The sequence below is a fragment of the Croceibacterium mercuriale genome (genome assembly GCF_000802385.1).
In the GTDB taxonomy this organism is placed as follows: Bacteria; Pseudomonadota; Alphaproteobacteria; order Sphingomonadales; family Sphingomonadaceae; genus Croceibacterium; species Croceibacterium mercuriale.
Genome location: NZ_JTDN01000001.1, coordinates 1,965,467 through 1,992,241, shown reverse-complemented (window position 1 = coordinate 1,992,241; position 26,775 = coordinate 1,965,467). Strand labels below are relative to the sequence as shown.

Here is a 26,775-nt window from a genome sequence, read left to right as displayed (position 1 = left end):
CTCGGCTGAGTAGGCGTCGGCCCGGGAGAAACTCCATTCTTGTGTTGTTCAATCACCCAAGCCTTGCAAGCTAATTTGTAGTACAGGTTTGACTTGACCGAACTTGCACCGCTAAAGTTCGCCGACCCGCTGCCCGCGGTCCGGAGATGTCTGGCGATGACCGTTACGCTGCCGTGTCACCTTTCAGCCATGTCCCTGCTGGCTATGCTGCTGACGACGGGGGCACAGGCGCAGGTCCAGGTCCAGGATGTTCCGGCCAGGGTACAGCGATCGACCGGGACCGAGCGCCTGATGCTGACCGGCACCGGACCCGACGACGCGGTAGACTGGGAGTTCACGATCGACGGCGGCATGCGGGCGGGCGAGCAGGCGACCATTCCGGTGCCCTCCAACTGGCAGCAGCAGGGATTCGGCAGCTATCAGTACGGCTATGTCCGCGGCCCTCGCGCGGAGGACAGTGCCGTCTATCGCCGTTCCATCGACGTGCCGGCGGACTGGGCCGGCAGGACCGTCCGCATCGTGTTCGATGGCGTGATGACCGATGCGCTGGTGCTGGTGAACGGCAAGCCCGCCGGTCCGGTGCACCAGGGCGGCTTCAACCGGTTCAGCCATGACGTGACGGCCCTGCTCACGCCGGGTGCCACGAACATGATCGAGGTGCGGGTGGACGAGGCCTCGGCCGCGCCGGCGACGGACGTGGCGGAGCGGTGGGGCGATTACTGGGTGTTCGGCGGCATCTACCGGCCTGCTTGGCTGGAGGCCACGCCGGTCGAGGCGATCGCGCACGTGGCCATCGCTGCCGAGGCGAACGGTGCCTTCCTTGCAGATGTCACCCTGGGTGCGCCGCGCACGGTCACCCGCCTCACCGCGCAGGTGATCGACGCGTCCGGCGCGCCGGTGGGTGCTGAGATGCGGGTCGACCTGCCGGCCGGCGGGGCCCCGCAGGCGCGACTGACCGGGCAGTTCGACCGGCCGCTGCTCTGGTCGGCGGAGACGCCGCATCTGCACGATGTGGATGTCACGCTCTGGCGTGGAGAAGAACGGGTGCACCATGTCCGCCGGCGGTTCGGCTTCCGGACGTTCGAGGTCCGGGCGGGCGACGGGCTCTACGTGAACGGGCAGCGGGTGATGCTCAAGGGCGTCAATCGCCACAGCTTCCGGGCCGATACCGGCCGCGCGCTTAGCCGTGCCGATGCCTATGCGGATGCGCGCATGCTGCGCGACCTGAACATGAACGCGGTACGCATGTCGCATTACGCGCCGGAAGAGGCCTTCCTCGAAGCGGCCGACGAGCTCGGCCTGTATGTCATGGACGAGCTGAGCGGATGGCAGAAGGCGCACGGCACCGAGGTCGGGCGCGAACTGGTGCGCGAGCTGGTGCAGCGTGACGTGAACCATCCCAGCATCCTGTTCTGGGCCAACGGCAACGAAGGCGGCTGGAACCGTGAACTGGATGCCGACTTCGCGTTGTACGATCCGCAGCGTCGCCCCGTGGTGCATCCGTGGGAGCTGTATGACGGTCTGCAGACCGACCATTACCCGCGCTATGACGAGCTCGAGGCGCATCTGGCGGGCAAGCACCTGGTACTTCCGACCGAGTTCCTCCACGGCCTGTACGATGGCGGGCACGGCGCCGGCCTCGACGATTACTGGAACGCGATGCTGGCGTCGCCCTTCGGTGCCGGTGGCTTCCTGTGGAACCTGGCGGATGAGGGCATTGCCCGCACCGATCAGGACGGCCGGATCGAAGTGGCCGCCAGCATGGGGCCGGACGGGCTGGTCGGTCCCCGGCACGAGCCCGAGCCGAGTTATCATACGATCAGGCAGGTCTGGTCCCCCGTGCAGGTCGCCACGCCGGAGCTGACGGCGGGGTTCGACGGGCGGCTGACGCTCGCCAACCGCCATGACTTCACCTCGCTCGATGCGGTGACGTTCGACTGGCGCTGGCTGCGCTTTGCCGGGCCGCAGGCGGCGGACAGTGCGCCGACGGTGCTGGCGCAAGGGTCGCTGACGGGCCCGTCGATCGCTCCGCATGGGGAAGGCGCGCTGCGCTTGCCGCTGCCGCGGGAATGGCGCGGAGCCGATGCGCTGGAGCTGGTGGCGCGCAAGGCGGACGGCGAAATTGCCCGATGGGTCTGGCCGACGGCGCATGCCGAAGTCGTACCTGCCTTGCAGGTCGCTGCGACAGGCGAGCCGCAGGTGGTGCGTGAAGGTGGGGAAGTGCGCCTCTCCGCCGGGCAGGCGGTGGCCCGGTTCGATGCGGCGACCGGCCTGCTGACGGCATTCGGCACAGGCCAGGATGCGACATTGGCCGACGGGCCGCGGCTGATTTTCGCCCGCCCTGCGACGAAGGAAGAGCCGGACTGGCGGGTACTGGAGGCGCTTGGCGGCGGCCTCTACCGCCCCGCCGCACCGGCTCCGGCGAACATGGCGGAGGTCGATCTGGGGCTGGGCGAGGATGATGGCTGGGGCGGCTTTACGCTCCAGATCTCGCCTGACAGCACAAACTGGCGCACGGTGTCGCAGGGCGCGCGGATCGCGCGGGACGGCAAGCTGTACCCGTTTCCCGCGCAGCATGTCGCCGCAATCCGCCTGATCGACCTGACCGGCTCCCGCGGCGTGCCGCAGGTCCGCTCCGTCCGTCTCGCCTATCAGGCGGAGCGGTTTCCGCAGAGTGCAGCTGCGCCGGTGGCCGTGCAGACAGGCACCGACATCGATGCTGCCACAGGCGAGCCGGTCGCGTGGCTGGAGGCGCCGGGCGCGGGCGGGCTGGAGCGGGCACGCTGGACGCTCGCCGGCGATGGCACGCTGACGCTCGACTACCGCTATACGCTGGACGGCCCGATGCTGTTTCACGGCGTCGGGTTCGGCAATGCCGCCGGCGCGCAGACCGTTGCCACTGCGTTGGCCCGTGGTCCGTGGCCCGTCTGGCAGAACCGCCTGCGCGGCCCGCAGCTGGGCGTCCACAGGATCGCCGCGCCCGGGGAGCAGGGTGTGCCCTCCGCCGATATGGCCGGCTACTTCGCCGATCCGCGCTGGCTGCGGCTTGCTGGCGGGAACGGTGCGTTGCTGATCCGCAATGACGGGCGCACGCCTTTCCTGCAACTGGGGGCGCGGCCATCGGACCTGCCGTCCACCAGCGCCGCATTTCCGTCCGGAGCGCTCGGGTTCCTTCATGCGATACCCGCAATGGGTGCCAAGTTTCAGCCAGCCGAACAGACGGGCCCGGCGGGCCAGCCGGCTCTGGCGCAGGGCAGCTACGCAGGCAGGCTGTCCTTCAATCTGATGCCCTGAACGCGCTGGTTGCAAATGCCGGCCGCTTGGCTGACGTGACGCGGCAAACGTGCAGAACCAACGTCGACGCCGGGTCAACCGGGGTGACAGGCCGGGGAGGATGAACATGAGGATCTTGCGGGCGAAATGTGCCCTTGTGCTTACCGCGGTGCTGCTGGCATCGCCTGTATTGGCGAACGATGTCGGAAAGCGCTTTCCGTCGGAAACCCGGACCATTGCGGATTCCGTGACAGGGGCACAGTTGCAGTTGCTGACGGACGGGGCACAAGGCGACGCCAAGCTTTACCAGACGCATCCGCAATGGGCCCATGATGGGGAGCATATCGTCTTCCGGTCCTCCGCCCGCTCGGCTGACGGCAACTCGCAAGCCTTTGCCGTCAACGAGCGGACCGGCACAATCACCCAGCTGACTGACGGGCCGGGGGTGATGACCGGATCGCTCAATGTCGCGCGACTGACGAACGAGCTGTTCTACCTGCGACAGGATCAGGGTGACCGCCGCTGGCGCATGTATGCGGTCGATCTGGACGCGGTGTTCGGCATGGCGACCACGAACGGCACAAGCCCCGGCGATCATGAGCGGCTGGTCGCGACCTTGCCCGAGGATTACCGCGACTCCGGCGGCTGGACCCTCGATGCGGACGAGCAGACTGCCTATTTCGGCGTGAACCTGTCAGACCCGCCCCCTCGGCCGCCGGGACAGCCGGTGCCGCAGGTGCCCGGCGGGGTACGTTCGCTGGACCTGCGGACCGGTGCCTGGACCAGGGTGATCGACAGTGAATTCCGCATGGGCCACGTGCAGGCCAACCCGTGGGTGCCGGGGGAAATCCTGTATTGCTGGGAAACCGGCGGCGATGCGCCCCAGCGGATGTGGATCGTCAACCGGGACGGTACCGGAAACCGCCCGCTCTATCCCGAGCAGAAGACCGACTGGGTGACGCACGAAGTCTTCTTGGATGCCGATCACGTCATGTTCAACGTGATGGGCCACAATGCGCCGCTGCGTCAGTACCCGTCCGGACTGATGGTCGCATCGCTGCGCGACGGCACAATTGAGAACCTGGGCCAGACCCGGTGGGAAGCCGGCCGCAGCTACTGGCACGGGAACGGCACCCCCGACGGCCGGCTGGCGCTGTCGGACGATTTCGACGGCAATCTCTGGCTGATCGATCGAGCAACAGGCGGCCGCCGCCTGCTGACGACGGGCCATGTCATGCGCCCGGACCATCTGCACGGCAATTTCAGCCCCGACGGGAAGCGTATCCTCGTCCAGTCCGGCATGCTGTCACAGGGCGAGAAGCTCGATCTCATGGTGCTGCCTGTCCCCGCCGAAATGCTGCCGCCGGAAGGCACCCCGCCAGCACCGTCGCGCTGATCATCGTTCAAGGAACCGCCACAATGCGCTTCACTGCTAGAGCATACGCCTTGGCCGCCGCTTCGGTCCTGGCCTTTGCCCACCTGTCCGCACCCGCAATCGCCCAGACCCAGCCGCCGATCGTCGAGCAGGTTGTCCCGCCCTTGCCGCCGGAGGGCCTGCGCTTCGACCCCGCACTTGTTCCGGATCGCGAGCAGGTGCTCGCAGTGCTGAACCATTCGGCTGCAGCGCAGATGGCGCAGCTGAAAGCCCATCCGACCCGTGTCGGTTCAGGCCGGTGGGGCGGGATCAACCCGAACTGGATCTCCGCCACCTACCTCATCGGTCTGGCCCGCCTGGCGCGGGAGGACGATAGCATCGGTGCGCGCGAGTATCTGCGCAACGTTGCGGAACACTACAATTTCGGGCTGCTGGGTGCCTGGTCGCCGCGCAACATGCTGGATGCGGACAACATCGCGATCGGCGATGTCTATCAAGAACTGTATGCCCGAAGCGGAGCCACGGGTGAGATCGCGCCGCTGCGCCAACGGCTGGATTACAACCTGCCCTACCTGCAGATGGAGCCTGAACCCGACAAGCTGGTGTGGTGGTGGTGCGACGCGTTGTTCATGGCGCCGCCGGTATTCGCCCGCATGGCACAGCAGATGCACGACCACTCCTACCTGCAGGCCATGGATACGCAGTACTGGCGCCTGTACGACCGCCTGTGGTCGGAAGAACATAGCCTGTTCTTCCGGGACGAGCGCTTCGTCACCCGGACGACGCGCAATGATCGCCCGGTGTTCTGGGGGCGCGGCAATGGCTGGGTGGTTGCCGGTCTGGCGCGGACGCTGGAGGTGATGCCGGCGAACTTCGCCAGCCGTGACCGCTACATCACGGTGTTCCGGACCATGATGGACAGCATCGCCAGGTTGCAGCGGGAGGAAGACGGGCTCTGGACCACCAGCCTGCTCGATCCGGAAGACCCGCCGGGTCCGGAGACGACGGGTTCAGCCTTCTACATCTATGCGATGGCCTGGGGCATCAACCACGGCATCCTGGATCGCGCGACCTACGAATCACGGGTGCTGCGCGGATGGGCCGGCCTGGCCAACCTCGTCCAGCCCAATGGCCTGCTCGGCTTTGCGCAGCGGGCGGGGGACCAGCCAGAACCCTCGCGAGCGAGCGATCATGCCCTGTATGGCACCGGAGGGCTGCTGCTGGCGGGGATCGAAGTGATGCATCTGGGCGAAGCCGTCCGCTCGCTGCCGGAGCCGGAACTGACCCGCGATCCTCCGCCCGAAGTGATCCGCCTGCCGATCGCGGCGCGACCGCGCCCGGCGAATGGTTCGGCGGAAGAGCTGGCCCACTGGACACGGGCGCAGGCAGAACGGCAGGCGATGATCGATCTCGGGTTTGATCCGCTGGTCGATGGCGTGGCCCTGAGCGACGCGCCGCCACCCCCGCCGCGTGCCGACGGGATCGTGCCGCCGCGCCTGACCCAGCGCCTGACGCCGCCGCCCGCGGCCGAGCAGGGCCCGCGCGCCAGTGTTGCCCATGCACCCTATCGGTTCGACGATCTGCTGTGGGAAAACGACCGTGTCGCTCACCGGATCTATGGCCCGGCGCTGGAGATGGAGGAGCCGCCCTCGGGCTCCGGCATCGATGCCTGGGGCAAGGACGTGCCCTATCCGTTCATGGAGCGGCAGCTGCAGTCGGGCAAGCAGCACGACTACCTCGGCGAAGGGATCGACTTCTACAATGTCGGCCAGTCTCGCGGAGCCGGTGCACTGGGAATCTGGCAGGACAACAAGCTGTGGACCTCCCGCAACTGGTCGGCTTACCGCATCCTGACCAACGGGCCGGACGTGGCCGATTTCGAAGTGGATTATGCGGCCTGGCCGGTCGGCGTCGGCCGCTCCGTATCTGAGACGCGGCGGTTCACCTTGCCGGTGGGCACCAACTTCACTCGGATCACCTCCACCCTCACCTCCGACAAGCCGGGGGAACTGCTGGTCGGTATCGGGATCCAGAAACGGCCGACGACCACGCCTGGCGCCGGCACCTACACCGCCGACCGGCAGGCGGGACGGTTCAGCATGTGGACGCCGGAAGACCCGGATCGCGGCGCGATGGGCGTGGCGCTGATGGTCGATCCGGGCATGATCGTCGACGTGCGGCAGGATGCCGACAATTACCTGGTGATCGTGCGGGTCCAGCCCGGGCAGCCGTTTGTCTATTATCTGGGCTCGGCCTGGAGCAAGGGTCATCAGGTGCACGACGCTGCAGGGTGGACACAGATGGTGATGGCCGAGCCGGCCGACATCTCCGCCGCGCGGTGACCGGATCGGCCCCCGTGCAGCTCCAGCCAGCGCAGCTTCCCGTTGCGCTGGCCATCATCGCCGGGCTCCCGTCCGGCCCGGGCAACGGGCAGGGCGCTGTCAGCCCTCGCCGCGCAGGCGGTAACCGATGCCGAGTTCGTTGGAGATGACGCTGCCGACTGGGCCGGGTGCCTCCAGCTTCTGGCGCAGATTGCGGATGACGATCCGCAGGTACTCGATGCGCGGATCATCGCCCACGCCCCAGGCGGCCGCGATGATCCGGTCATGCGTGACCACCCGCCCGACATGGCGTGCCAGCACCGCCAACACATCATGCTCCTTGCGGGTGAGGTGCACCTCCTGTCCGCCACGGCAGACCACGCGCCGGTCACGATCGATGACAAGATCGCCCGTGGTCAGGACCTTGGATGAGGCAGCCCCGGCGCCGCGATGGCGCAGCGCCACCCGCAGGCGGGCGAGCAGTTCCTCCGTGTCGAACGGCTTGGTGACGTAATCGTCGGCGCCCAAGTCGAGCGCCGACACCTTCTCGTCCGTCGCATCCCGGGCCGACACGACCACGATCACGCAATCGCCGCCGCTGCGCAGCAAGGGGATCAGCCCCAGTCCGTCGCGATCCGGCAGGCCCAGATCCAGCAGCACCGCGTCGGGACAGGTGGCCGCCGCCTGCGACAGCGCCTCCCGCGCGTTCATTGCCTCCGCCACGATGTAGCCGGCACGCTCCAGCGTGTTGCGGAGCAGGCGGCGGATCGCGATCTCGTCATCGACGACCAGGATCTTGGCGGGCATTCAGATGTCACCTTCAGGGGCGATGTCGCGCACGATGGACGATGGCGGGAACAGGAGCGTGAAGACGGCGCCGCGGCAATCCTGCCGGTTGCCGGCCTGCACCGCCAGCCCCATCGCCTCCGCAAAGGCCTTGACGATGGCGAGGCCCAGGCCGGTGCCGCCGACCGCCCGGTCTGACCCTTCGAGCCGGCGGAAGGTCTCGAACACCTCCGCCTCGCGCCCGGCGGGCAGGCCCAGGCCGCGGTCCAGCACCGCCAGATGCACCTGGCCGAACAGGTGCCGTCCTTCGATGACGATTTCCGTGCCCGGGTCGCCATAGCGCCCGGCATTGTCGAGCAGGTTCAGCAGGCAATGATGCAGCAGCTGCGGGTCGGCACGGACCAGCGGCAGGTTGGGCGGCACGTCCAGCCGTACGGCGTGGCCTTCCAGCGCGCGCCGCGCATCGTGCGCCGCGCCGGTGACCGCGTCGCTCAGGTCGATCGCCTCCATGTTGAACTTCAGCGCGCCAGCCTCCACCCGCGCCATGTCGAGCAGGTTGGCGACGAAACGGTTCAGCCGCAACGCCTCGCTCTCGATCGTGGCGACCAGCGGATCCTCGCCGCGCCGCCGCAATTCGGCCGCGGCGGCCAGGACGGAGGTGAGCGGCGTGCGCAGGTCGTGGCTGACCGACGACAGCAGCGCCACGCGCAGCCGGTCACGTTCGCGCACGGCATCCACGTCGCGCATCTCGCTTTCGAGGCGGAGCCGTTGCAGCACCAGCGCGGTCTGTTCCAGCAGGCTGCCCAGCAGCGTCATGCGGTCGGACCGGACCGGATCGCCGCCATCGTCCCGCGCGAAGCCCAGCACAGCCAGCATCCGCTCGCCCGCCTGCAGCGGCTGGAACTGCCAGTCGGATGCGGTCAGCGTGCCGGTACCGCGGCCGGCAGGTTGGCCGGTGTCCCACACCCATTGCGCGGCGGCGAGTTCCATCGTCTCCAGGCAGGCGCCCGCTTCGCTCTCGCCCTGCACCGTCAAGCCGGCGCCGGTCCGCTCCAGCATGACCACCCGCACGCCGAGCAGCTCGCTCAGCCGGGTGCAGGCGACCCGGGCGACCTCCAGCGGATCGCTCAGCCGGGTCAGCTGCCGGAGGTAACCCGCCAGCGCCGCGTTCGTGCGCGCGCTGATCGCGGCAAGATCGGCCTGCGCGCGCACCCGCGCGGTCAGCTGGCTGGTGACGATGGCCACGCCAAGCAGGACGAAGATGGAGATGATGTTTTCCGGGTTGCTGACGGTCAGCGTGAGGGTCGGCGGCAGGAAGAAAAAATTGTAGGCCAGGCTCGACAGGATGCCGGCATACAGCCCGGGCCGCAGGCCGAACAGGCTGGCCGCCGCCATCACCGGCAGCAGGTACAGCAAACCGACATTGCCGATATCGAGCACGCGGAACAGCGCGCTGCCCGCCGCGGTGACGGCGGCGACCATCAGCGTGATCCAGGCATAGCCCGCGCGGGTGCCCCATCCCCGACCCGGCACATGCGCCGCCGCCCGGCTCCACGCTGGCGGCGCCGCAGATGCCTCCGCCAGCGGCAGGACATGCACCGCCACGCCGGGCGTGCCGCGCACGAGCCGGTCGACCACCGATCCGTGCCGCAGTTCGAACCAGCGCGACCGGGCCGACTTGCCGACCACGATCTGGGTCGCGCGGATGTCGGCTGCATGGCGCGTCAGCCCGTCGACCACGTTCGCCGCCGGGATCGACGCGACCGTGGCGCCGAGCCGCGCGGCCAGGTTCAGGGCCGTGGCAACCTGCCGCGCTGCCGCGGCATCCAGCGTGCGGCTGCGCGGCGTCTCGACGTGGATCGCGGCCCAGCTGGCATGCGCGGCATCGGCGATGCGCTTGGCGGCGCGGACCAGCTCCTCCGCACCCGGCAATTCGCTGACTGCCACCAGGATCCGCTCGCTGCCGGCCCAGGTGCCGCCCAGCGCGTGCAGCCGCAGGTGGTCCAGCATCTGCGCATCGACCGCTTGCGCCGCCCGACGCAGTGCCAGTTCGCGCAAGGCAGACAGGTTGGACTTGGAGAAGAAGTGCGACAGGGCACGGGTCGCCTCCTGCGGCAGGTAGACCTTGCCCTCCTTCAGCCGCTCGATCAGCTCGTCGGGTGGGATGTCTACCACCTCGATCTCGGCCATCTCCAGGATGCTGTCCGGCACCGTCTCGCGCACGCGAACCCGGGTGAAGGAGGCGACCACGTCGTTCAGGCTCTCGACGTGCTGGATGTTGACCGTGGAATAGACATCGATCCCGGCGGCCAGCAGTTCCTCGACATCGCCGTACCGCTTGGGATGGCGGCTGCCGGGCGCATTGGTGTGGGCCAGCTCGTCGACCAGGGCCAGGCCGGGCCGGCGCGCCAGCAGCGCATCCAGGTCCATCTCGGTCAGGGTGCGCCCTTCATGCGCCATCGTGCGGCGCGGCAGGATCTCCAGCCCGCGGGTCAGCGCCTCCGTCTCGCGCCGGCCATGCGTCTCGACCACGCCGATCACGACGTCGGCGCCGGCCCGTTGCCGCGCGGCGCCTTCGGACAGCATCTCGAACGTCTTGCCCACGCCGGGCGCCGCGCCGAGGAAGATCTTCAGGCGGCCCCGGCCTTCCTGCGCCGCGGCGCGCAGGAAGGCTTCGGGGGCAGGGCGCCCGTCACTGTTGGCGCGTTCGCTCAACGCGGTCCGCCGAACCGGTCCAGCTGCATGTTCAGGGCCAGCACGTTCACGCGCGGTTCGCCCAAAATGCCAAGCAGCGGCTGGTCGATGCTGTGCTCGACCAGCGCGCGAACCTGCTCAGCCGGCAGACCGCGGGTGCGCGCCACGCGGGCCACCTGCGCCCGCGCGGCTGCTGGCGAGATGTCGGGATCGAGGCCCGATCCGCTGGCGGTGACGAGATCGGCCGGCACCGGCCCGCTTATGCCCGCTGCCCGCTGCCGGACCAGATCGGCCGACACGCGGTTGGCCAGTACCTGCGAGGCCGGACCGAGGTTGGAGCCGGACGAGGCAAGCCCGTCATAGCCGTCACCGGCGGCGGAGGGCCGCGTCTGGAAATAGCCGTCCGTGGTGAACGCTTGGCCCACGATGGCAGAGCCGATCGCGCGGCCAGACGCATCGCGCACCAGGCTGCCACTGGCCTGGTGGGGGAAGATCGCCTGTCCGATGCCGGTCATCGCAAGCGGATAGACCAGCCCCAGCAGAATCGCGAACAGGATCGTCAGCACGATGGCAGGACGCAGAGCGGTTGTGAAATCCTTGCCCATGGGGCTTCTCCTCAGGCCAGACCCAGGCCGGTGACGGCCAGGTCGATGATCTTGATGCCGATGAACGGCGCGACGAGGCCACCCAGGCCATAGATGGCGAGATTGCGCGCCAGCAGCGGTCCGGCACCCATGGGGCGATATGCCACTCCCTTCAGCGCCAGCGGCACCAGGCACGGGATGATCAGCGCGTTGAAGATGATGGCGGACAGGATCGCACTCTCCGGCGTGCCCAGGCCCATCACGTTCAGCACGCCAAGCTCCGGGTAGAGGACCACGAACATCGCCGGGATGATGGCGAAGTACTTGGCCACATCGTTGGCGACGGAGAAGGTGGTCAGCGCACCGCGTGTCATCAGCAACTGCTTGCCCAGGCCGACCACCTCGATCAGCTTGGTCGGGTCGCTGTCCAGGTCGACCATGTTGCCGGCCTCCCGCGCGGCCTGCGTGCCGGTGTTCATGGCGACGCCGACATCCGCCTGCGCCAGCGCCGGCGCATCGTTGGTGCCGTCGCCGCACATGGCGACCAGCCGCCCGCCCTGCTGTTCCTTGCGGATCAGGTCCAGCTTGTCCTCTGGCGTGGCCTGCGCCAGGAAGTCGTCCACGCCGGCCTCCGCCGCGATGGCGGCGGCGGTCAGGGGATTGTCGCCGGTGATCATCACCGTGCGGATGCCCATGGCCCGCAATTCGCCGAACCGCTCGCGGATGCCGGCCTTGACCACGTCCTTCAGGAACACGGCGCCCAGCAGCCGCCCGTCCTGCGCCACCGCCAGCGGCGTGCCGCCGGCCCGGGCGATCTCGTCGGTGATGCGGCGCAGTTCGGTGGCGGCGGCGGTCTGGTCCGCACCGCCATTGGCCCGCAGGATCGAATCCACCGCGCCCTTCTGGATCAGCGATCCGCCGGCCTTCACGCCCGAGATGCGGGTCTGCGCGGTGAAGGGGATGATCTCGGCACCGGCGGGAAGCGCGGTCGTGGCGATGGCGAACCTGTCCCGCGCCAGCAGCACGATGGAACGGCCTTCCGGTGTCTCGTCCGCCAGGCTGGCCAGCAGGGCGGCCGCAGCCAGTTCCTCGACGCTGGTGCCGGACACGGGGCGGAACTCAGCTGCCTGCCGGTCGCCGATGGTGATCGTGCCGGTCTTGTCGAGCAGCAGCACGTCGATATCGCCCGCCGCCTCCACCGCACGACCCGACTTGGCCAGCACGTTGAAGCGCACCAGCCGGTCCATGCCAGCGATGCCGATGGCCGACAGCAGCGCGGCGATCGTGGTCGGGATCAGCGTGATCAGCAGCGCCGCCAGGATGGCCACCGGGATCGCCCCGCCGGCATAGGATGCGAAGCCCGGAACCGTGCCGACCGCGATCAGGAAGATGATCGTCAGCCCGACCAGCAGCAGCGTCAGCGCAATCTCGTTCGGGGTCTTCTGCCGCTCCGCTCCTTCGACCAGGGCGATCATCCGGTCGAGGAAACCCTTGCCGGGCTCCACGGTGACCTTCACGCGGATCTCGTCGGAGATGACGCGCGTGCCGGCGGTCACGGCCGAACGGTCACCGCCGGCCTCCCGGATCACGGGCGCGCTTTCACCGGTGATCGCCGCCTCGTTGACGGAGGCCACGCCTGCCACGACGTCGCCGTCGGACGGGATCAGGTCGTTCGTCTCGACCAGCACGATGTCGCCGACCTTCAGCTGGCTGGCGGGCACGTCGTCGAACTCGCGTCCGCTGCCTGTCAGGCGCTTGGCGGTCAGCTCCGCCTTGGTCGCCCGCAAGGATGCCGCCTGCGCCTTGCCGCGGCCTTCCGCCAGCGCTTCGGCAAAGGTGCCGAACAGGACGGTCAGCCACAGCCAGACGGCGAGCTGCAGCTTGAAGCCGGTGGCAAGGTCGTCCTGGCCGATCACAAGCAGGATGGTCATCAGCACCGCGATCGTCGCGGTCACGAACATCACCGGATTTCGGATCAGTTCGCGGGGATCGAGCTTGCGGAACGCAGCGGTGATCGCCGGCCCCACAAGGTCGGTCGTGAACAGGCTCTTGCTCTGGGTCTTTGCCATGTCAGGCGCCCCTTCAGGACAATGTGCCGCGGATCATCGCGAGATGATCGGCGATGGGGCCGAGCGCGAGGCCCGGCAGGAAGGTGAGGCCGCCCAGGATCAGGATGATCCCGACCAGCAGTCCCACCCACAGCCCGCCCGTGGTCGGGAACGAGCCGGCGCTTTCCGGTGCGAGCTTCTTGGCGGCCAGGCTGCCGGCGATCGCCAGCATCGGCACGATCACGAAGAACCGGCCCAGCCACATCGCCACCCCCAGCAACCCGTTGTAGTAGGGCGTGTTGGCGGTGAGCCCGGCAAAGGCCGAGCCATTGTTCGCGACGGCGCTGGTGAAGGCGTACAGGATCTCCGAGAAGCCGTGCGGTCCTCTGTTGAGCGGCCCGGCAAGACCCTGTTCGAGCACCGATGACAGGGCGGTGAGGCCCAGGATCATCAGTGGCAGCACCGCGATCGCCAGCACGGCCAGCTTGACCTCGCGCGCCTCGATCTTCTTGCCGACATATTCCGGTGTCCGCCCGACCATCAGCCCGGCGACGAACACCGCCAGGATGGCGAACAGCAGGAAGCCGTAGATGCCTGCGCCCACCCCGCCGATCACGACCTCGCCCAGCTGCATGTTGAACAGCGGGATCATGCCGCCCAGCGCGGTGAAGCTGTCGTGCATGGCATTGACCGCGCCGCAGGATGCAGCGGTGGTGACGACGGAGAACAGCGCGGATGCGGCGATGCCGAAGCGCACCTCCTTGCCCTCCATGTTGCCGCCCGCAACACCCAGCTGGTGCAGCACCGGATTGCCGGCAGCTTCCGCCCAGTAGGCTACGGTCACACCGCCCAGGAACAGCACCAGCATCGCGGCCAGGATGGCCCAGCCCTGCCGGGTGTTGCCGACCGCCTTGCCGAAGCACCAGGTCAGGCCGACGCCGATCGCGAAGATCGACAGCATCTGGACCAGGTTGGTCAGTGCCGTCGGGTTCTCGAACGGATGCGCGCTGTTGGCGTTGAAGAAGCCGCCACCATTGGTGCCGAGCATCTTGATCGCTTCCTGGCTCGCCACCGGGCCGAGCAGGATCGACTGGTCCGCGCCTTCCAGCGTCTGCAGGTCGACAGCGCCGGCCAGCGTCTGCGGCACGCCGCTGCCGATGTAGAAGACCGTCAGCACCACGCAGAGCGGCAGCAGCAGGTACAGCGTGATCCGGGTCATGTCGGTCCAGTAATTGCCGACGCTGCCGGCTTCCCGCCGGGCGAAGCCGCGGAACAGGGCGAAGGCCAGCGCGATACCGGTCGCCGCGGACAGGAAATTGTGGATCGTCAGCCCCAGCATCTGGCTGAGGTTCGCCATCGTGCTCTCCCCGCCATAGCTCTGCCAGTTGGTGTTGGTGGTGAAGCTGATGGCGGTGTTGAACGACAGATGCTCGCCCACGGCGGGCAGGCCCTGCGGATTGCCGGGCAGGGCACCCTGCAGCCGCAGCACGGCATAGGTGAACAGCATCAGCACGGCATTGAACAGCAGCATGTGCACCGCGTAGCGGCGCCAGCCCTGCTCCTCCGCGGGATCGATGCCCGCCAGCCGGTAGAAGCCGCGTTCCACCGGGCCGAGCACCAGGTGCAGCGGCGTGCGCCGCCCTTCATACAGCGCGAACAGCCACAGGCCGACCGGCTTGGCGAGCGCCAGCAGGATGGCGACGAAGGCGAGGATCAGGCTCCATCCCTGGAATGTCATGAGTGCCGCCCCTTCAGAAGCGTTCGGGGCGGATCAGCACCGCCACCAGGTAGAGGAGAAGGCCGAGGGCCGTGATGGCGGCCAGCCAGAGATCGAGTGTCATGTCGCGTTCCTCACGCCCGGTCGCACAGGCGGACATAGGCCAGCGTCGCCGCCAGCAGCCCGCCCATGATCCCGATCCACAGCAGATCCTGCATGGTGCAATTCCTTTGTCAGAAAGATGCGGTGACGGTGACGAGGCCAGTGCTGCCGGCGATCGCGCCGTTGCCGTCCTGCCCGTCGCTGAAGCTCGGCTGCAGATACGCCGCGTCGCGCCCGCTGATGTCCGTGTCGACATAGGCGACGCCCACCGTCAGGTTGCGCCAGGTGGCGTCCAGACCCAGCGACCAGTCGAAATAGGCGCCGGTCGGCGCGAGGCTGGTGGCGTTGGGGCCAAGTCCGGGATTACCATCGGAGTACCCGAGATGCGCCTTGGCCGTCAGCGGCGTGCCGGCGATACCGGCGGCCGCATCGCCCCACAGATAGAGGTTGTCTTCCTTGTCGCCCGGATCGGTATAGACGCCGGCCGCCGCATCGGCGCCGCTTGCGTACCAGCGGCCCAATGCCTGCTGCTTCGGTGCGTAGGCTGCGCCCGCCAGCAGCGTCAGCGGACCGGTCGTGCCCGACAGCTTGATGTAAGGCTCGGCAAAGTCGGTCTCGTCCGCGCCGCCGGGGTACATGTACCAGGTCGCACCGACATCCAGCATGCCGCCGGCCAGCGGCACGCGGTAGCCGCCGATCAGGTCCAGTTCCATGTTGGCACCGCCGAACGTGCCCCAGCCGGCCAGGTTGGATGCCCAGACGCCGGCATACAGGCCGCTGTCATGCACGACGGTGATCCCGCCCTGCACGGCCACTTCCTTGTCGGTCTGCGAAACGCCGCGGAAGCGGTAGTCGGAGGCGAGCGTGGCCGATCCGCTGATGGTGATGGCCGGTGCCGGGCCGGACGAGTCCTGCGCCGCGACCGGAGCGGCCAGCGCGACAACGGTCGCGACCGGAACGATGAGCTTCATGAGTGCCCCTGTGACTGGTTGCCGCCGACAGCCGGGGCACCTTCAGGACCACGCGATTAGGCGCATCGGCCGTAGCTATTCGAGATCGATTCCCGCCTTTCGCATAGTGCTGGCATATGTTTGCTGCCGGCCCGATCGGTCGGGCATCGCCTTTCGCTGATCGTGCGTTGCCAACGGCCACGTCTCCGCCGATGATGGGGCATGACCGTGCCCCCCGCCCACGACAGCGCGCTTGAAGCCCGCATCGCCGCCGATCCCCGCTATGTCGCGCTGGTGCGCGATCGGCAGCGCTTCTCCTGGATCCTGACGGCGATCACCGTCATCGCCTATACCAGCTTCATCTCGCTGATCGCGTTCGACAAGCCGTTCATGGCGCGGCCGATCGGCAACGGGACGACCAGCATGGCGGTGGTGCTGGGCGTCGCGATGCTGATCGGGATCGTCGCCATCACGATCGTCTATGTCGTGCGGGCCAATGGCGAATTCGACCGGCGGCTGGCGGAACTGCTGGCGGAGCCGGCGGCGTGATGCGGCCGCTGGTGTGGTCGGCCGGGCTGCTGGCTCTGGTCGCGTTCGGCACCGGTGCGCTGGGCGCGGACCTGGCGCCGATCGGCAGTGTCGCGCGGCAGGGTCCGAACTGGACGGCCATCGCCATGTTTGCCGGCTTCGTCGCGGTGACCCTGTGGATCACCGCCGCTGCGGCCCGGCGCACCCGTTCCGTGTCCGACTTCTACACCGGCGGCGGCATCACCGGCTTCCAGAACGGCCTGGCCATGGCGGGCGACTACTGCTCGGCCGCGTCGTTCCTGGGCATCAGCGCGCAGATCTTCAACGACGGCTATGACGGGCTGATCTACGCGATCGGCTTCCTGGTAGGCTGGCCGATCGTCCTGTTCCTGATCGCGGAGAAGCTGCGCAATCTTGGCCGCTACACCTTTGCCGATGTGGTCTCGTACCGCTTCATGCAGGGTCCGGTGCGCAGCTTCTCGGCCGCCAGCACCCTGCTGGTCGTGTCGTTCTACCTCATCGCGCAGATGGTCGGGGCGGGGCAGCTGATCCAGCTGCTGTTCGGCCTGCCATATCTGTACGCCATCGTCGTCGTGGGCGGGCTGATGATGATCTATGTCCTGTTCGGCGGGATGCGCGCCACCTCGTGGGTGCAGATCATCAAGGCGGTGATGCTGCTGTGCGGGGCCACGCTGCTGGTCTTCGGGGTAATGGCGCATGTCGGCTTCTCGTTCGAGGCACTGTTCGCCACCGCGGTCGAGGTGAAGACCCGGGTGGCGCTCGACAGCGGCCTGTCGCCGGCGGAAGCGGCGGCGGAGGGGCGCACGATCATGGGGCCGGGCGGCTTCATCAAGGATCCGATCTCCGCCCTGTCCTTCGGCTTCGCGCTGATGCTGGGTACCGCCGGCCTGCCGCACATCCTGATGCGCTTCTTCACCGTCCCCGACGCGCGGGAGGCCCGCAAGTCGATCCTGTGGGCGACGGTGTGGATCGGCTATTTCTACCTGCTGACCTTCATCCTGGGGTTCGGCGCGATTGTGATGATCTCGTTCAATCCCGATTATGTCGATCCGGCTGGGCTGCTGCGCGGCGGCAACAACATGGCGGTGATGCACCTGGCCCATGCGATCGGCGGCAACCTGTTCCTGGGCTTCATCTCGGCCGTGGCGTTTGCGACGATCCTGGCCGTGGTTGCCGGGCTGACCCTGTCGGCCGCCTCGGCGGTGTCGCACGACATCTATGCCAGCGTCATCCGCAAGGGCGCGGCCGATCCGGTGAAGGAACTGCGCGTGTCGCGGATCACCACCGTCCTGCTGGGGCTGTCCGCGATTGTGCTGGGCATCGTGTTCGAGACGCAGAACGTCGCCTTCATGGTCAGTCTGGCGTTCGCGCTGGCCGCCTCTGGCAACTTCCCGGTGCTGATCATGTCGCTGCTGTGGAAGGACTGCACCACGAAGGGTGCAGCCTGGGGCGGCGGCCTGGGCCTGCTGACCGCCTTCGGGCTGACGGTGCTGTCCCCGGCCATCTGGGTGGAGGTGCTCGGCTTCGGCCAGGCGGTCTTCCCCTACAGCTCGCCGGCCTTGTTCTCGGTGCCGGTCGCGTTCCTTGCCATCTGGGTGATCTCCGTGCTGGACCGCTCGCCGCGCGCGGCGATCGACCGGGAGGGCTATGCCGGACAGCGGCTGCGGTCGGAGACCGGGATCGAGGTCCACGGCGCAGCCGCGCACTGATAGGGGGCCGTGGCCGGGTGCGGCTGATCGTCATCGTTCGAACAAGCTGGAACCCGATGCCATGATCCTGTCGCGCCGAACCATGCTGACGGGCAGCCTGGCCCTGCCGTTCCTGGGTGGCGCGGCACGGGCGGAACCGGTCGACGTGCGCCGCGCCGGGGCCAGGGGCGACGGCCGCACGCTGGATCACCACGCGATCAACCGGGCGATCGCCGATACGGCGGAGGCGGGCGGGGGCATCGTGATCCTGCCGGCCGGACGCTATCTCTGCTTCTCAATCCGCCTGCGCAGCAACATCGCGCTGCTGCTGGAGCCGGGCGCGGTGATCGTCGCCGCCGACCCGGCGCAGGACGGCGGCAGCTATGACCTGCCGGAGTTCAACCCGGACGACATCTACCAGGATTTCGGCCACAGCCACTGGCAGAACAGCCTGATCTGGGGTGACGGGCTGGAGAATGTCTCGATCATCGGCGGCGGCCTGATCGACGGCACACGCGGCCTGACCCGCCGCGGCCCCGGCGCGCGCTGGCAGGGCGGCGCCGGCAGCGGTCCCAATTCGCTGGGTCCGGCAAGCGTCCGCCCGCCGGAGGAGATGGACGCTGCCATCGCGCGCATGGCCGGGCTGGGCAACAAGGCGATCGCCCTGAAGAACTGCCGCAACGTGCTGCTGCGCGACGTCCGCGTGCTGAATGCCGGCCACTTCGCGCTGCTCGCCACCGGGGTACAGCAGCTGACTGTCGACAATCTGCTGGTCGACACCAATCGCGACGGACTGGACATCGACGCCTGCCGCAACGTCATCATCCGCAACTGCACCGTCAACACGCCGAACGACGATGCCATCGTGCTGAAAGCCAGTGCCGCGCTGCCCGACATCCGCCCGACCGAAAACGTCGCGATCAGCGACTGCATTGTCAGCGGGTTCGATCCCGGCACCGTGCTGGACGGCACCTATGGCCGCACGCAGACCCTTGCGCCGGACCGTGACGGCATGACCGGGCGGATCAAGCTGGGCACCGAAAGCACCGGCGGGTTCCGCAACATCACGATCACCAATTGCGTGCTCGAACGCAGCCGCGGCCTCGCGCTGGAAAGCGTCGACGGCGGCGTGCTGGAGAACGTCACGATCTCCAACCTGACCATGCGGGACGTGACCACCGCGCCGATCTTCCTGCGGCTGGGTGACCGGCGCCGCGCGCCGCCGGGTACCGGCGTGGCGCAGTTGCGCGGCGTGACGATCAGCAATGTGCAGGCGGCGGGCATCGATCCGGCCTTTGCCGCCACCATCGCCGGCCTGCCCGATGCGCCGGTGGAGGATGTGCAGCTGTCGGACATCCGCCTGCGCTATCGCGGCGGCGGCACGGCGGCGGATGCAGGCCGTACGATCCCGGAGGAACGCGCCACCTATCCCGAGCCCAGCATGTTCGGCCCCACACCCGCCTGGGGCCTGTATGTGCGCCACGCCAGGGGCTTGCGGATCGACGGGCTGGACCTTGCCACCGAGACACCGGACGCCCGCCCGGCGATGCAGCTGGAAGACGCGCACGACGTGTCGCTCAGCGGCCTTGGCGACCCGGGCCGGATCGTCCGCCGGGACAGTTCCGGGGTGCGGATCGCCCGCGACTGACGGTGCTCAGCGGCCTTGCGGCCTGATCACCCATTCGCCGGGCGGCGAGCCGGGCGTCCATCCGGTCAGGCCGGGGGCATCCACGCGGGGATCGTAGGCCAGGTCGCGCGTGGCCTGCATTTCCTGCGCCCGTCGTCGCGCCTCCGCATCCTGCGTCCGGGCTGCGCTGGACGGCGGACCGGATCGTTCCGCTCCTTCTGCCATGCGCGGCGCGCCGGGTGGCGGAACCGGCAGGGCCTGCATCGGCGCACCCAGGTTCATCATCTCCGCCCCGGCCAGCAGGTACGCACCGGTGCCGTACATGCCGACATCGTCCGGCGCGGTCGGCACTGGCTGGTCACCGGTCTTCTGCACCGCGCCCAGTTGCCCGTTCGGCAATATGTGGCGGTTCAGCCCGGCCCAGCCCTGCAGGACATGCGGCAGGTATTCGTCCCGTTCCAGGATGCCGTGGTTCACACCCCATGCCAGCGCATAGGTAAACAGGGCAGAGCCTGAAGTCTCCGGCTCGGGAAAGGCCGCCGTGTCCAGCAGGCTGGCGCGCCACAGCCCGTCCGGCTGCTGCAGGGGCGCGATCCGGGCGGCGATCTGCCGGAACTGCGCGACATACCGGTCCCGCGTCGGGTAATCGGCCGGCATGTGATCCAGCACGCGGGCAAGCCCCGCCAGCACCCAGCCATTGCCGCGCGACCAGAACACCTTGCCGCCCGCATCCGTGCGCCGCTCCACGAAGCGGGGATCGCGGAAGAACAGGTCCTCCGCCGGATCGAACAGCGCCGTGCTGGTGCGCCACCATTGTACGTCCATCGCATCGAGGTAGCGGCGGTCGCCGGTGATCGCGCTCATCCGCGACAGGACCGGGGGCGCCATGAACAGCGCGTCGCACCACCACCAGACCAGCCGCCGTGGCTGCGGTTCGGCGGCGAGATGCGGCAGGGAATAGTCCAGCCGCTGCTGCGTCGGCAGGATGTATCCGTCCTCCTGCCGCAGGGTGTAGAGCTCCTGATACAGCTCGCCGATCGCCTGATCATCGGCATTCAGCAGCCCCTTCGGGGAGCGGGTGCCGCGCATGGCGAAGTTGAAGTGATCGGCCACCGCGGTCAGGAACCGCATCGGCTCCGGCCGGGCAGACACGCGCGCGACGCGGGTCAGGCCGGTGTAGAAGGTGGCCGACACCCAGTTGGCGGTGATCTGGTCCACGCTGCGGCCCAGCACCTGGAACGGCTTGCGCTCCAGGTCGGCGATCTCGGCCAGGGCGGCATAGTCCAGCACTGCCAGCACCTGCGCCGGGTCCGGCACCCGATCCGGCGCGAACGCAAGGTCGGGTCGGGCGGGCAGGGTGATCGGCACCGGCGCCAGGGCTGCCGGGCGCGCCTGTCCGTCGGCGGATTGCGCGGCCGCCGCCTGCAACGGCAGCAGGGCGGCAAGGCAGGTCAGCATCACTCGCAAGGGCGCATGGCTGATCGGGATCGTGTTCAAGCAGCATCCTCCGCGGGATCGGGATATTCCGGCGACGCACGGTGCTCCCGCGCCATGCCTTCGTTCATCATGCGCACCACGTCCGGGTGCTCGGCGGCCAGGTTCCGGCTTTCCCACGGATCGGCCGACAGATCGAACAGCAGCGTGTCGCCGCCGCGTTGCAGCCGGATCGCCTTCCACTTGCCCAGTCGCGCCGCCTGGCGAAACTCGGGCGAGTAGAACTCCCAGTACATGAACCGGTCCGCCGGTATGATGTTCGCGTCACGCAGATGCGGCAGCAGGTCGATCCCGTCGGTCTGCGGCATCGCTGCGCCGGCGGCGGCGAGTGCGGTGGGCAGCAGATCGGGGAAGTAGACCGGCACGTCGCTGCGCGATCCCGGCGCGATGTGGCCGGGCCAGCGCACCAGGAACGGCACGCGCAGGCCCCCTTCGTACATGTCGCGCTTGTACCCGGTCAGCCCGCCATTGGAGTCGAAGGCATCGGCCATGCGCGTCTGGTAGGCGGCAGGTTCCGACCGCGGGCCATTGTCGGAGGAGAAGATGACGATCGTGTCCCCGTCGATCCCCGATGCCTGCAACTGCCCGAGCAGCCGGCCGATATTCGCATCCAGCCGGTCGACCATCGCGGCATAGGACTTCTCGTCATCCGGCCATGGCTGGTCCGCATACAGGCCGAAATCGGGCACGACATACGGGCTGTGGGGCGCATTGTACGCCACGTAGAGGAAGAACGGATCGGCCCGATGCCGCTGGATGAAGTCGATCGACTCGTCGGTGATCAGGTCCGTGTCGTAGATCTGCCTGGCCCCGTCCGCATTCTGCGGAATGTCGACCATCCGCGTGCCGTGCATCCGCTTGATCGGCCAGTAGCCTTCGGTCGTCGGCTCGGTCACCAGCCAGCCCTTGAACTCGTCGAAGCCGAACCTGGTCGGCACCGCATCCCGGTCATACCCGTCGAGGTGCCACTTGCCCATGATGCCGGTCGTGTAGCCGGCGGCCTTGAGGTGCTGGGCGACGGTCCGGTCGTCCGGCGTCAGGCTGGCACGGCGGATCTGCTGCTGCCCCTTGTAGCCGACATGGCCGGCCGCCAGTGCGAAATTGTCGCGGATCCGCGCATGGCCGGTATGCAGCCCGGTCAGCAGCGCGCCGCGCGATGGCGAGCAGACGGGCGCCCCGGCATAGCCTTGCGTGAACAGGCGTCCCTGCTGCGCCAGCCGGTCGATATTCGGGGTGCGGATCCTGGTCTGCCCGTGAACACCGACGTCGCCATAACCGAGGTCGTCGGCCAGGATGAAGATGATGTTCGGCCGCCGGCCGGCAGCCGGCGATGCCGCCAGCGCGGCACCGGAAACGACGGCCATGGCGGCACCTGCCAGAAAAGTTCGACGTATCATCGGCATCCTCATGTGGTCGTTCGTGCCAGCGTTCACTTACGAAAGCAAATTCCACTGGCGAGCAAGGACCGGCTCGGCCAGAACCGGGTGATGAGCATTCCGGACCAGCATCGGCGCGCAACCCTGTTGGCGCTGCTCGCCGCACCCTTCCTGCCCACCCTGGCCCGTGCGGCTGGCCCGGCGGATCGGCGGGTGGACATTCGCGACGCCGGGGCCCTGGCCGATGGCAGCACGATCAATACCACGGCGATCCAGTCGGCAATCGACCGGCTGGCCGGGCAGGACGGCGGGACGATCGTGGTGCCGGCGGGGGTATTCGTGTCCGGTGCGCTGTTCCTGAAGCCCGGCGTGCACCTGCATCTGGCAGAAGGCGCCGTGCTGCGCTGCGCCGCCGATGTGGCGACGCACTTTCCCGCCCGCCGCACCCGGATCGAAGGGCATGTGGAGGAACATTTCACCCCGGCCCTGATCAACGCCGCCGGCTGCCACGGCCTGCGGATCACGGGGCCGGGCACGCTGGACGGGGATGGCCGCGCGGTGTGGGACCTGTTCTGGCAGCTGCGGCGCGCCTCCGCCGATCCGCGCAACTTCCCCAACATTGGTATCCCCCGCGCGCGACTGGCGCTGATCGAGGGATCGCGCGACGTCCGGATCGAAGGGGTCACGTTCAGGGACTCGCAGTTCTGGAACCTGCACCTGCATGCCTGCCAGGATGTGGTGATCCGCGACTGCCGCTTCACCGTGCCCGACGATTACGAACGCGCACCCAGCACGGACGGCATCGACCTGGACAGCTGCCAACGGGTCACGGTGGAAGGATGCTACTTCTCCGTCACCGACGACTGCATCGCCGCCAAGGGGTCGCGCGGCCCGCTGGCGCTGGAGGATCGCAGTTCGCCACCGGTGGAACACATCCGGGTCCGCAATTGTGAATTCCGGCGTGGCGGCAGCGTGTTCACCTGCGGCAGCGAGGCGACGATCGTGCGCGACGTGCTGGTGGAGGATTGCCGTGTGACCGGCGACGTGCGGGTGCTGGTGCTGAAGCTGCGCACCGACACGCCGCAGCTGTACGAGGATATCGAACTCCGCCGGATCACCCTGGCCGCGGACGGTGGCCAGCTGTTCACCGTGCAGCCCTGGACGCAATATGCCCGGCTGGACGGCCATCCCCCGCCATCCTCCGCTGTGCGGAACATCAGGATGATCGGGGTGACCGGCCGTTACGGCGCCTTCGGATCGATCCGTCCGAACCCGGAGCAGACGGACATGTCCGACGTCCTGCTGAAGGACATCGACGTGCAACTGGCCCGCCGGACCTTCACGGTATCCGGCATGCGCAACCTGCGGCTGGAAAACGTCGTCGCGAACGGCGTGCCTGTTCGCGAGGCGTCGCCCGCCGCCGGCTGAGCGCCGCGCCTACTGGCCGCACTCTCCGTCGGTCCCGGCAGGGCGGGTCACCAGGTCCACGCCCTGCAGCAGGCCGGAGGGCTGGGGCGCGATGCGGTCCTGATCCTGCGGCTGGAAGCGTTCGCCATAGCGGGCATTGAGCAGGCGATGATCGGTGCGCGGCTGCCCGGCCAGATGGTTCATCATGGTGTTGGCCACCGCGATCTCGATCCGGTTCGTGCCCGCGCGCAGCGCCGGCGTGATGTCGATGCGGTAGGGCGGCGCCCACACGGCGCCGACCCGCTGGCCGTTGACCTGCACGATCGCGGCATCCCGCACCGGCGCGGCAATCTCCGCCTGCGGGCGCCCGCCCGGCGGCACCGGGGCGGGTCGGGCAGGGCCGAAATCGAGCAGGTAGCACACCTGCGGCTCCGGGGCGGTCACCGCCAGCTGCGTCCGGTATGTGCCGGTGCCGGAAAAGTGACCGAGCCCTTCGCGGGTTGCCCAGTCGCCCCACACATCCTGCGCAATCTGCTGCCCGTCGATCGCCAGCGTCCAACCGCCTGACAGCGTCCGCCGCTGCTCCGGCACCGCCGCGGCTTGCGTTGCGGTCGGCGCTGCTTCGCTGAAGACTAGGAAGCGCGACTGGTATGGCGCCAGCGTCAGCTCGACCGCCTCGCCGCCGCTCGCCGGCCAGCGGTTGCCTGTCATCGGGTCCCACCATTCGCCATTGGCGAAACGGCTGGCGAAGCGCGCAGTGGTGTGCACCGGCTGGTTGCCGCTGTTGGCGATGAAGAAGATGTCGCGATCCGCCGTGTTGCGGCGGATGAAGCCGATCGCCGGATCAGGCGCGGACAGGGTGAGGTCGGGTGTGCCGACCGCGCGCAGGGCGGCCGTGACCTGGGCCGGATCGACCATTGTCACTGCCCCGCTGGCGGTCAGGCGCCGGCTGATCGCCCGCACCTTCGCCGCTTCCGCCGCGCCGCGCAGGCCCCCGGCGGTCTGCGGCAGCGCGCCGATCGTCAGCAGCCGGCCGCCAGCGCCCACCCACTGCTCGATCCGGGCGTAGGCATCGGCGTCGATCCGCTGCACCCCGGGCAGCAGCAGCACGCGATGCGGCAGAGCGCGGTCCCGCAGCACACCGGTATCCACGAAGTCGACGCCGTGCCCGGCATCCAGGATGTCGCTCACCAGCGTGTCCGGCAGCATGCGCCGCACCGTGTCGTTGGCGGACGGGCGCGCGGGCAGCATCGCGGCGAACGCATCCTCGATCGGCAGGTACAACGCCACGCCATTGGCGGGCGCCCCCTGCCGCAGCAGCCACGAGGTACGCGCCAGGTAGCGGCTGACATCGCCCATCACCGGGTACCACGGATTGTGGTCGTTCAGCGCGGCGGCGGCATAGAACGACCAGCCGGGCTCCGCCTCGCCGGGCGGGCTGTAGGGCCAGCCATGGCCGATCAGCTGCGTCACCCCCTGCAGGAAGTGGCGGTCCGCCTCCATCTTCATGTCGAGCGGCGTCGCCGCCCAGGATGGCGAGTGCAGCCAGGTCCAGGTCTCGGACGAGACGACCGGCTTGTCGTAGAGATGGGCGGCGGAGGTCGCCCAGCGGGTGCTGCTGAACTCGCGCCATTCGTCGCCTTCGCCTTCGGGCAGGGCGACCAGTGCATTGCTGGACAGGGTGGCCGGCGGATAGCCATAGACCTGCGCCCGGAACTGCGTGCCTTGCGCCTTCGCCCAGGCATCCAGCGGCGCCAGGTAGTTCTCGTCCACCAGCTCCGACAGGGTCAGCGCCCAGTCGTGCCGCACCGCCGCGCTGTCGGGCCGCTGCAGGAACAGCTCGGGCAGATGCTCCAGCAGGTCATAGCCGCGCCGCCGCACGAACTCGGCCGGCAGATCGGGCGTCCAGCTGGCGCCATAGACCTCCAGGCTGTCCGAAAACAGCGCATGCGGGGGCGCGGCGCCGGCAAAGGCGGTCAGCAACGGGGTCACCACCTGTGCCAGGTGCAGCTCCAGCGCCGCCGGGTCCATATGGTCGAGCACGAAGCCTTCGCCGCCGATGCCCGGCCGCTTCACCTGCTGCCCGGTGCGGCCGGCGATGAACACCAGCGCCTCGCGCGCCTCGTCCGCCGGCTGCACCGCAGCGCGTGCGCCCTCATGGGCCAGCGGGGTCAGCGGGCGGTCGGCCGTCTTTTCCGCCGCCGCCGGGCCGATCATGGCGGACAGGATGTGCTCGCCCGCGCCGGTCGCCGGCAGGATCACCTCGCGCTGGCCCGGGGCGACGGCCACACGCACCAGCCGGATCTCGGACGAGGCGCGATCCGCCGGGATGTGCGGCCCACCATAGGGCCAGCCGCTGCCGCCGGTCACATCGACCCGCATGCCCTCCGCCCGCGCGGTCGTTGCCGCGTGCCGCAGATTGGCCAGGAATTCCGGCGACAGGTAGGGCTGGTTACGGCTCGGCTGGTCCGTCCGGTCCAGCTGCATGGGATAGACCGGCTGGATCTCCACCCCGCCGATGCCGCCGGCCTTCATGGCGCGCAGCTCCCGGTCGATCTCCTCCGGCGTGACGGCCGCGCCGAACCACCACCAGCGCATCATCGGCGCTGCCTCGGCCGGAGGCTCGGCGAAGCCCTGCCACAGGGCGTCCGGCCCGTCCTGCGCGCGCAGCATCGTGGCGCCGGCGAGCTGGCCCAGCGCCAGCAGCGGCAGGGCGACCAGGCGCGCAAGGCGCGTGTTTTCAGGCTTCATCGTGGTGCTCCCTCCATCGCGGTCATCCGCCGC

General features: G+C 68.8%; 17 protein-coding genes. 7 read left to right on the top strand and 10 right to left on the bottom strand.

Annotation, left to right across the window (positions count from 1 at the left end; all coding sequences use genetic code 11):
- The first annotated feature begins 189 nt into the window (after window positions 1–189).
- The 3 genes from PK98_RS09260 to PK98_RS16350 all read left to right on the top strand — a co-directional run bounded on the left by PK98_RS09260 (window position 190) and on the right by PK98_RS16350 (window position 6,990).
- Window positions 190–3,294, top strand: coding sequence for a glycoside hydrolase family 2 TIM barrel-domain containing protein (locus PK98_RS09260; protein WP_200884988.1), 3,105 nt, complete (start codon window positions 190–192; stop codon window positions 3,292–3,294).
- Window positions 3,295–3,520: 226 nt separating this feature from the next.
- Window positions 3,521–4,669, top strand: coding sequence for a hypothetical protein (locus PK98_RS09255; protein ID WP_152608573.1), 1,149 nt, complete (start codon window positions 3,521–3,523; stop codon window positions 4,667–4,669).
- Between the two features lie 23 nt (window positions 4,670–4,692).
- Window positions 4,693–6,990, top strand: coding sequence for a glycoside hydrolase family 88 protein (locus PK98_RS16350; RefSeq protein ID WP_081996108.1), 2,298 nt, complete (start codon window positions 4,693–4,695; stop codon window positions 6,988–6,990).
- Between the two features lie 99 nt (window positions 6,991–7,089).
- Here the strand turns inward: PK98_RS16350 and PK98_RS09245 are convergent, their stop codons facing one another.
- The 7 genes from PK98_RS09245 to PK98_RS09215 all read right to left on the bottom strand — a co-directional run bounded on the left by PK98_RS09245 (window position 7,090) and on the right by PK98_RS09215 (window position 15,871).
- Window positions 7,090–7,776: a response regulator transcription factor gene (locus tag PK98_RS09245; RefSeq protein WP_039095939.1), complete on the bottom strand. Its 687-nt coding sequence runs from the start codon at window positions 7,774–7,776 to the stop codon at window positions 7,090–7,092.
- Window positions 7,777–10,470, bottom strand: coding sequence for a sensor histidine kinase (locus PK98_RS09240; protein ID WP_039095937.1), 2,694 nt, complete (start codon window positions 10,468–10,470; stop codon window positions 7,777–7,779).
- Window positions 10,467–11,054, bottom strand: a complete 588-nt coding sequence (gene kdpC, locus PK98_RS09235; protein WP_039095935.1) for a potassium-transporting ATPase subunit KdpC — start codon at window positions 11,052–11,054, stop codon at window positions 10,467–10,469. The genes PK98_RS09240 and kdpC overlap by 4 nt, the downstream gene beginning before the upstream one ends.
- Window positions 11,055–11,065: 11 nt before the next feature.
- Window positions 11,066–13,102 carry a potassium-transporting ATPase subunit KdpB gene (gene kdpB, locus PK98_RS09230; protein ID WP_039095933.1) on the bottom strand — a complete coding sequence of 679 codons (2,037 nt, stop codon included), beginning with the start codon at window positions 13,100–13,102 and terminating at the stop codon, window positions 11,066–11,068.
- Between the two features lie 13 nt (window positions 13,103–13,115).
- On the bottom strand, window positions 13,116–14,819 hold the full coding sequence (gene kdpA, locus PK98_RS09225) for a potassium-transporting ATPase subunit KdpA (protein WP_039095931.1): 1,704 nt from the start codon (window positions 14,817–14,819) through the stop codon (window positions 13,116–13,118).
- 13 nt (window positions 14,820–14,832) lie between these two features.
- Entirely contained in the window at window positions 14,833–14,922 is a 90-nt protein-coding gene (gene kdpF / locus PK98_RS09220; RefSeq protein WP_039095929.1) for a K(+)-transporting ATPase subunit F, read from the bottom strand.
- A gap of 109 nt (window positions 14,923–15,031) precedes the next feature.
- Window positions 15,032–15,871 (bottom strand): TorF family putative porin, encoded by an 840-nt coding sequence (locus tag PK98_RS09215; RefSeq protein ID WP_039095927.1) that lies wholly within the window; start codon window positions 15,869–15,871, stop codon window positions 15,032–15,034.
- 201 nt (window positions 15,872–16,072) lie between these two features.
- Between PK98_RS09215 and PK98_RS09210 the strand changes: the two genes are divergently transcribed.
- From PK98_RS09210 to PK98_RS09200, 3 genes are all read left to right on the top strand, one after another.
- On the top strand, window positions 16,073–16,399 hold the full coding sequence (locus PK98_RS09210) for a DUF485 domain-containing protein (RefSeq protein ID WP_039095925.1): 327 nt from the start codon (window positions 16,073–16,075) through the stop codon (window positions 16,397–16,399).
- A complete protein-coding gene (locus PK98_RS09205) occupies window positions 16,399–18,108 on the top strand; it encodes a cation acetate symporter (RefSeq protein WP_039095923.1) in 1,710 nt (569 codons plus the stop codon). Before PK98_RS09210 ends, PK98_RS09205 begins: the two co-directional genes overlap by 1 nt.
- Window positions 18,109–18,190: 82 nt before the next feature.
- A complete protein-coding gene (locus PK98_RS09200; protein ID WP_052208463.1) occupies window positions 18,191–19,735 on the top strand; it encodes a rhamnogalacturonidase in 1,545 nt (514 codons plus the stop codon).
- Window positions 19,736–19,741: 6 nt separating this feature from the next.
- Here PK98_RS09200 and PK98_RS09195 read toward each other — a convergent pair whose 3' ends face one another.
- On the bottom strand, window positions 19,742–21,211 hold the full coding sequence (locus tag PK98_RS09195; RefSeq protein WP_052208264.1) for a glycoside hydrolase family 88/105 protein: 1,470 nt from the start codon (window positions 21,209–21,211) through the stop codon (window positions 19,742–19,744).
- Window positions 21,208–22,572, bottom strand: a complete 1,365-nt coding sequence (locus tag PK98_RS09190) for an arylsulfatase (protein ID WP_200884987.1) — start codon at window positions 22,570–22,572, stop codon at window positions 21,208–21,210. The genes PK98_RS09195 and PK98_RS09190 overlap by 4 nt, the downstream gene beginning before the upstream one ends.
- A 123-nt stretch (window positions 22,573–22,695) precedes the next feature.
- On the opposite strand from PK98_RS09190, the gene PK98_RS09185 reads away from it, so the two are divergent.
- Window positions 22,696–24,012, top strand: a complete 1,317-nt coding sequence (locus PK98_RS09185) for a glycoside hydrolase family 28 protein (RefSeq protein ID WP_052208262.1) — start codon at window positions 22,696–22,698, stop codon at window positions 24,010–24,012.
- Between the two features lie 9 nt (window positions 24,013–24,021).
- On the opposite strand, the gene PK98_RS09180 is transcribed toward PK98_RS09185, so the two are convergent.
- Window positions 24,022–26,742, bottom strand: coding sequence for a glycosyl hydrolase (locus PK98_RS09180; protein WP_039095919.1), 2,721 nt, complete (start codon window positions 26,740–26,742; stop codon window positions 24,022–24,024).
- Window positions 26,743–26,775 lie beyond the last annotated feature (33 nt).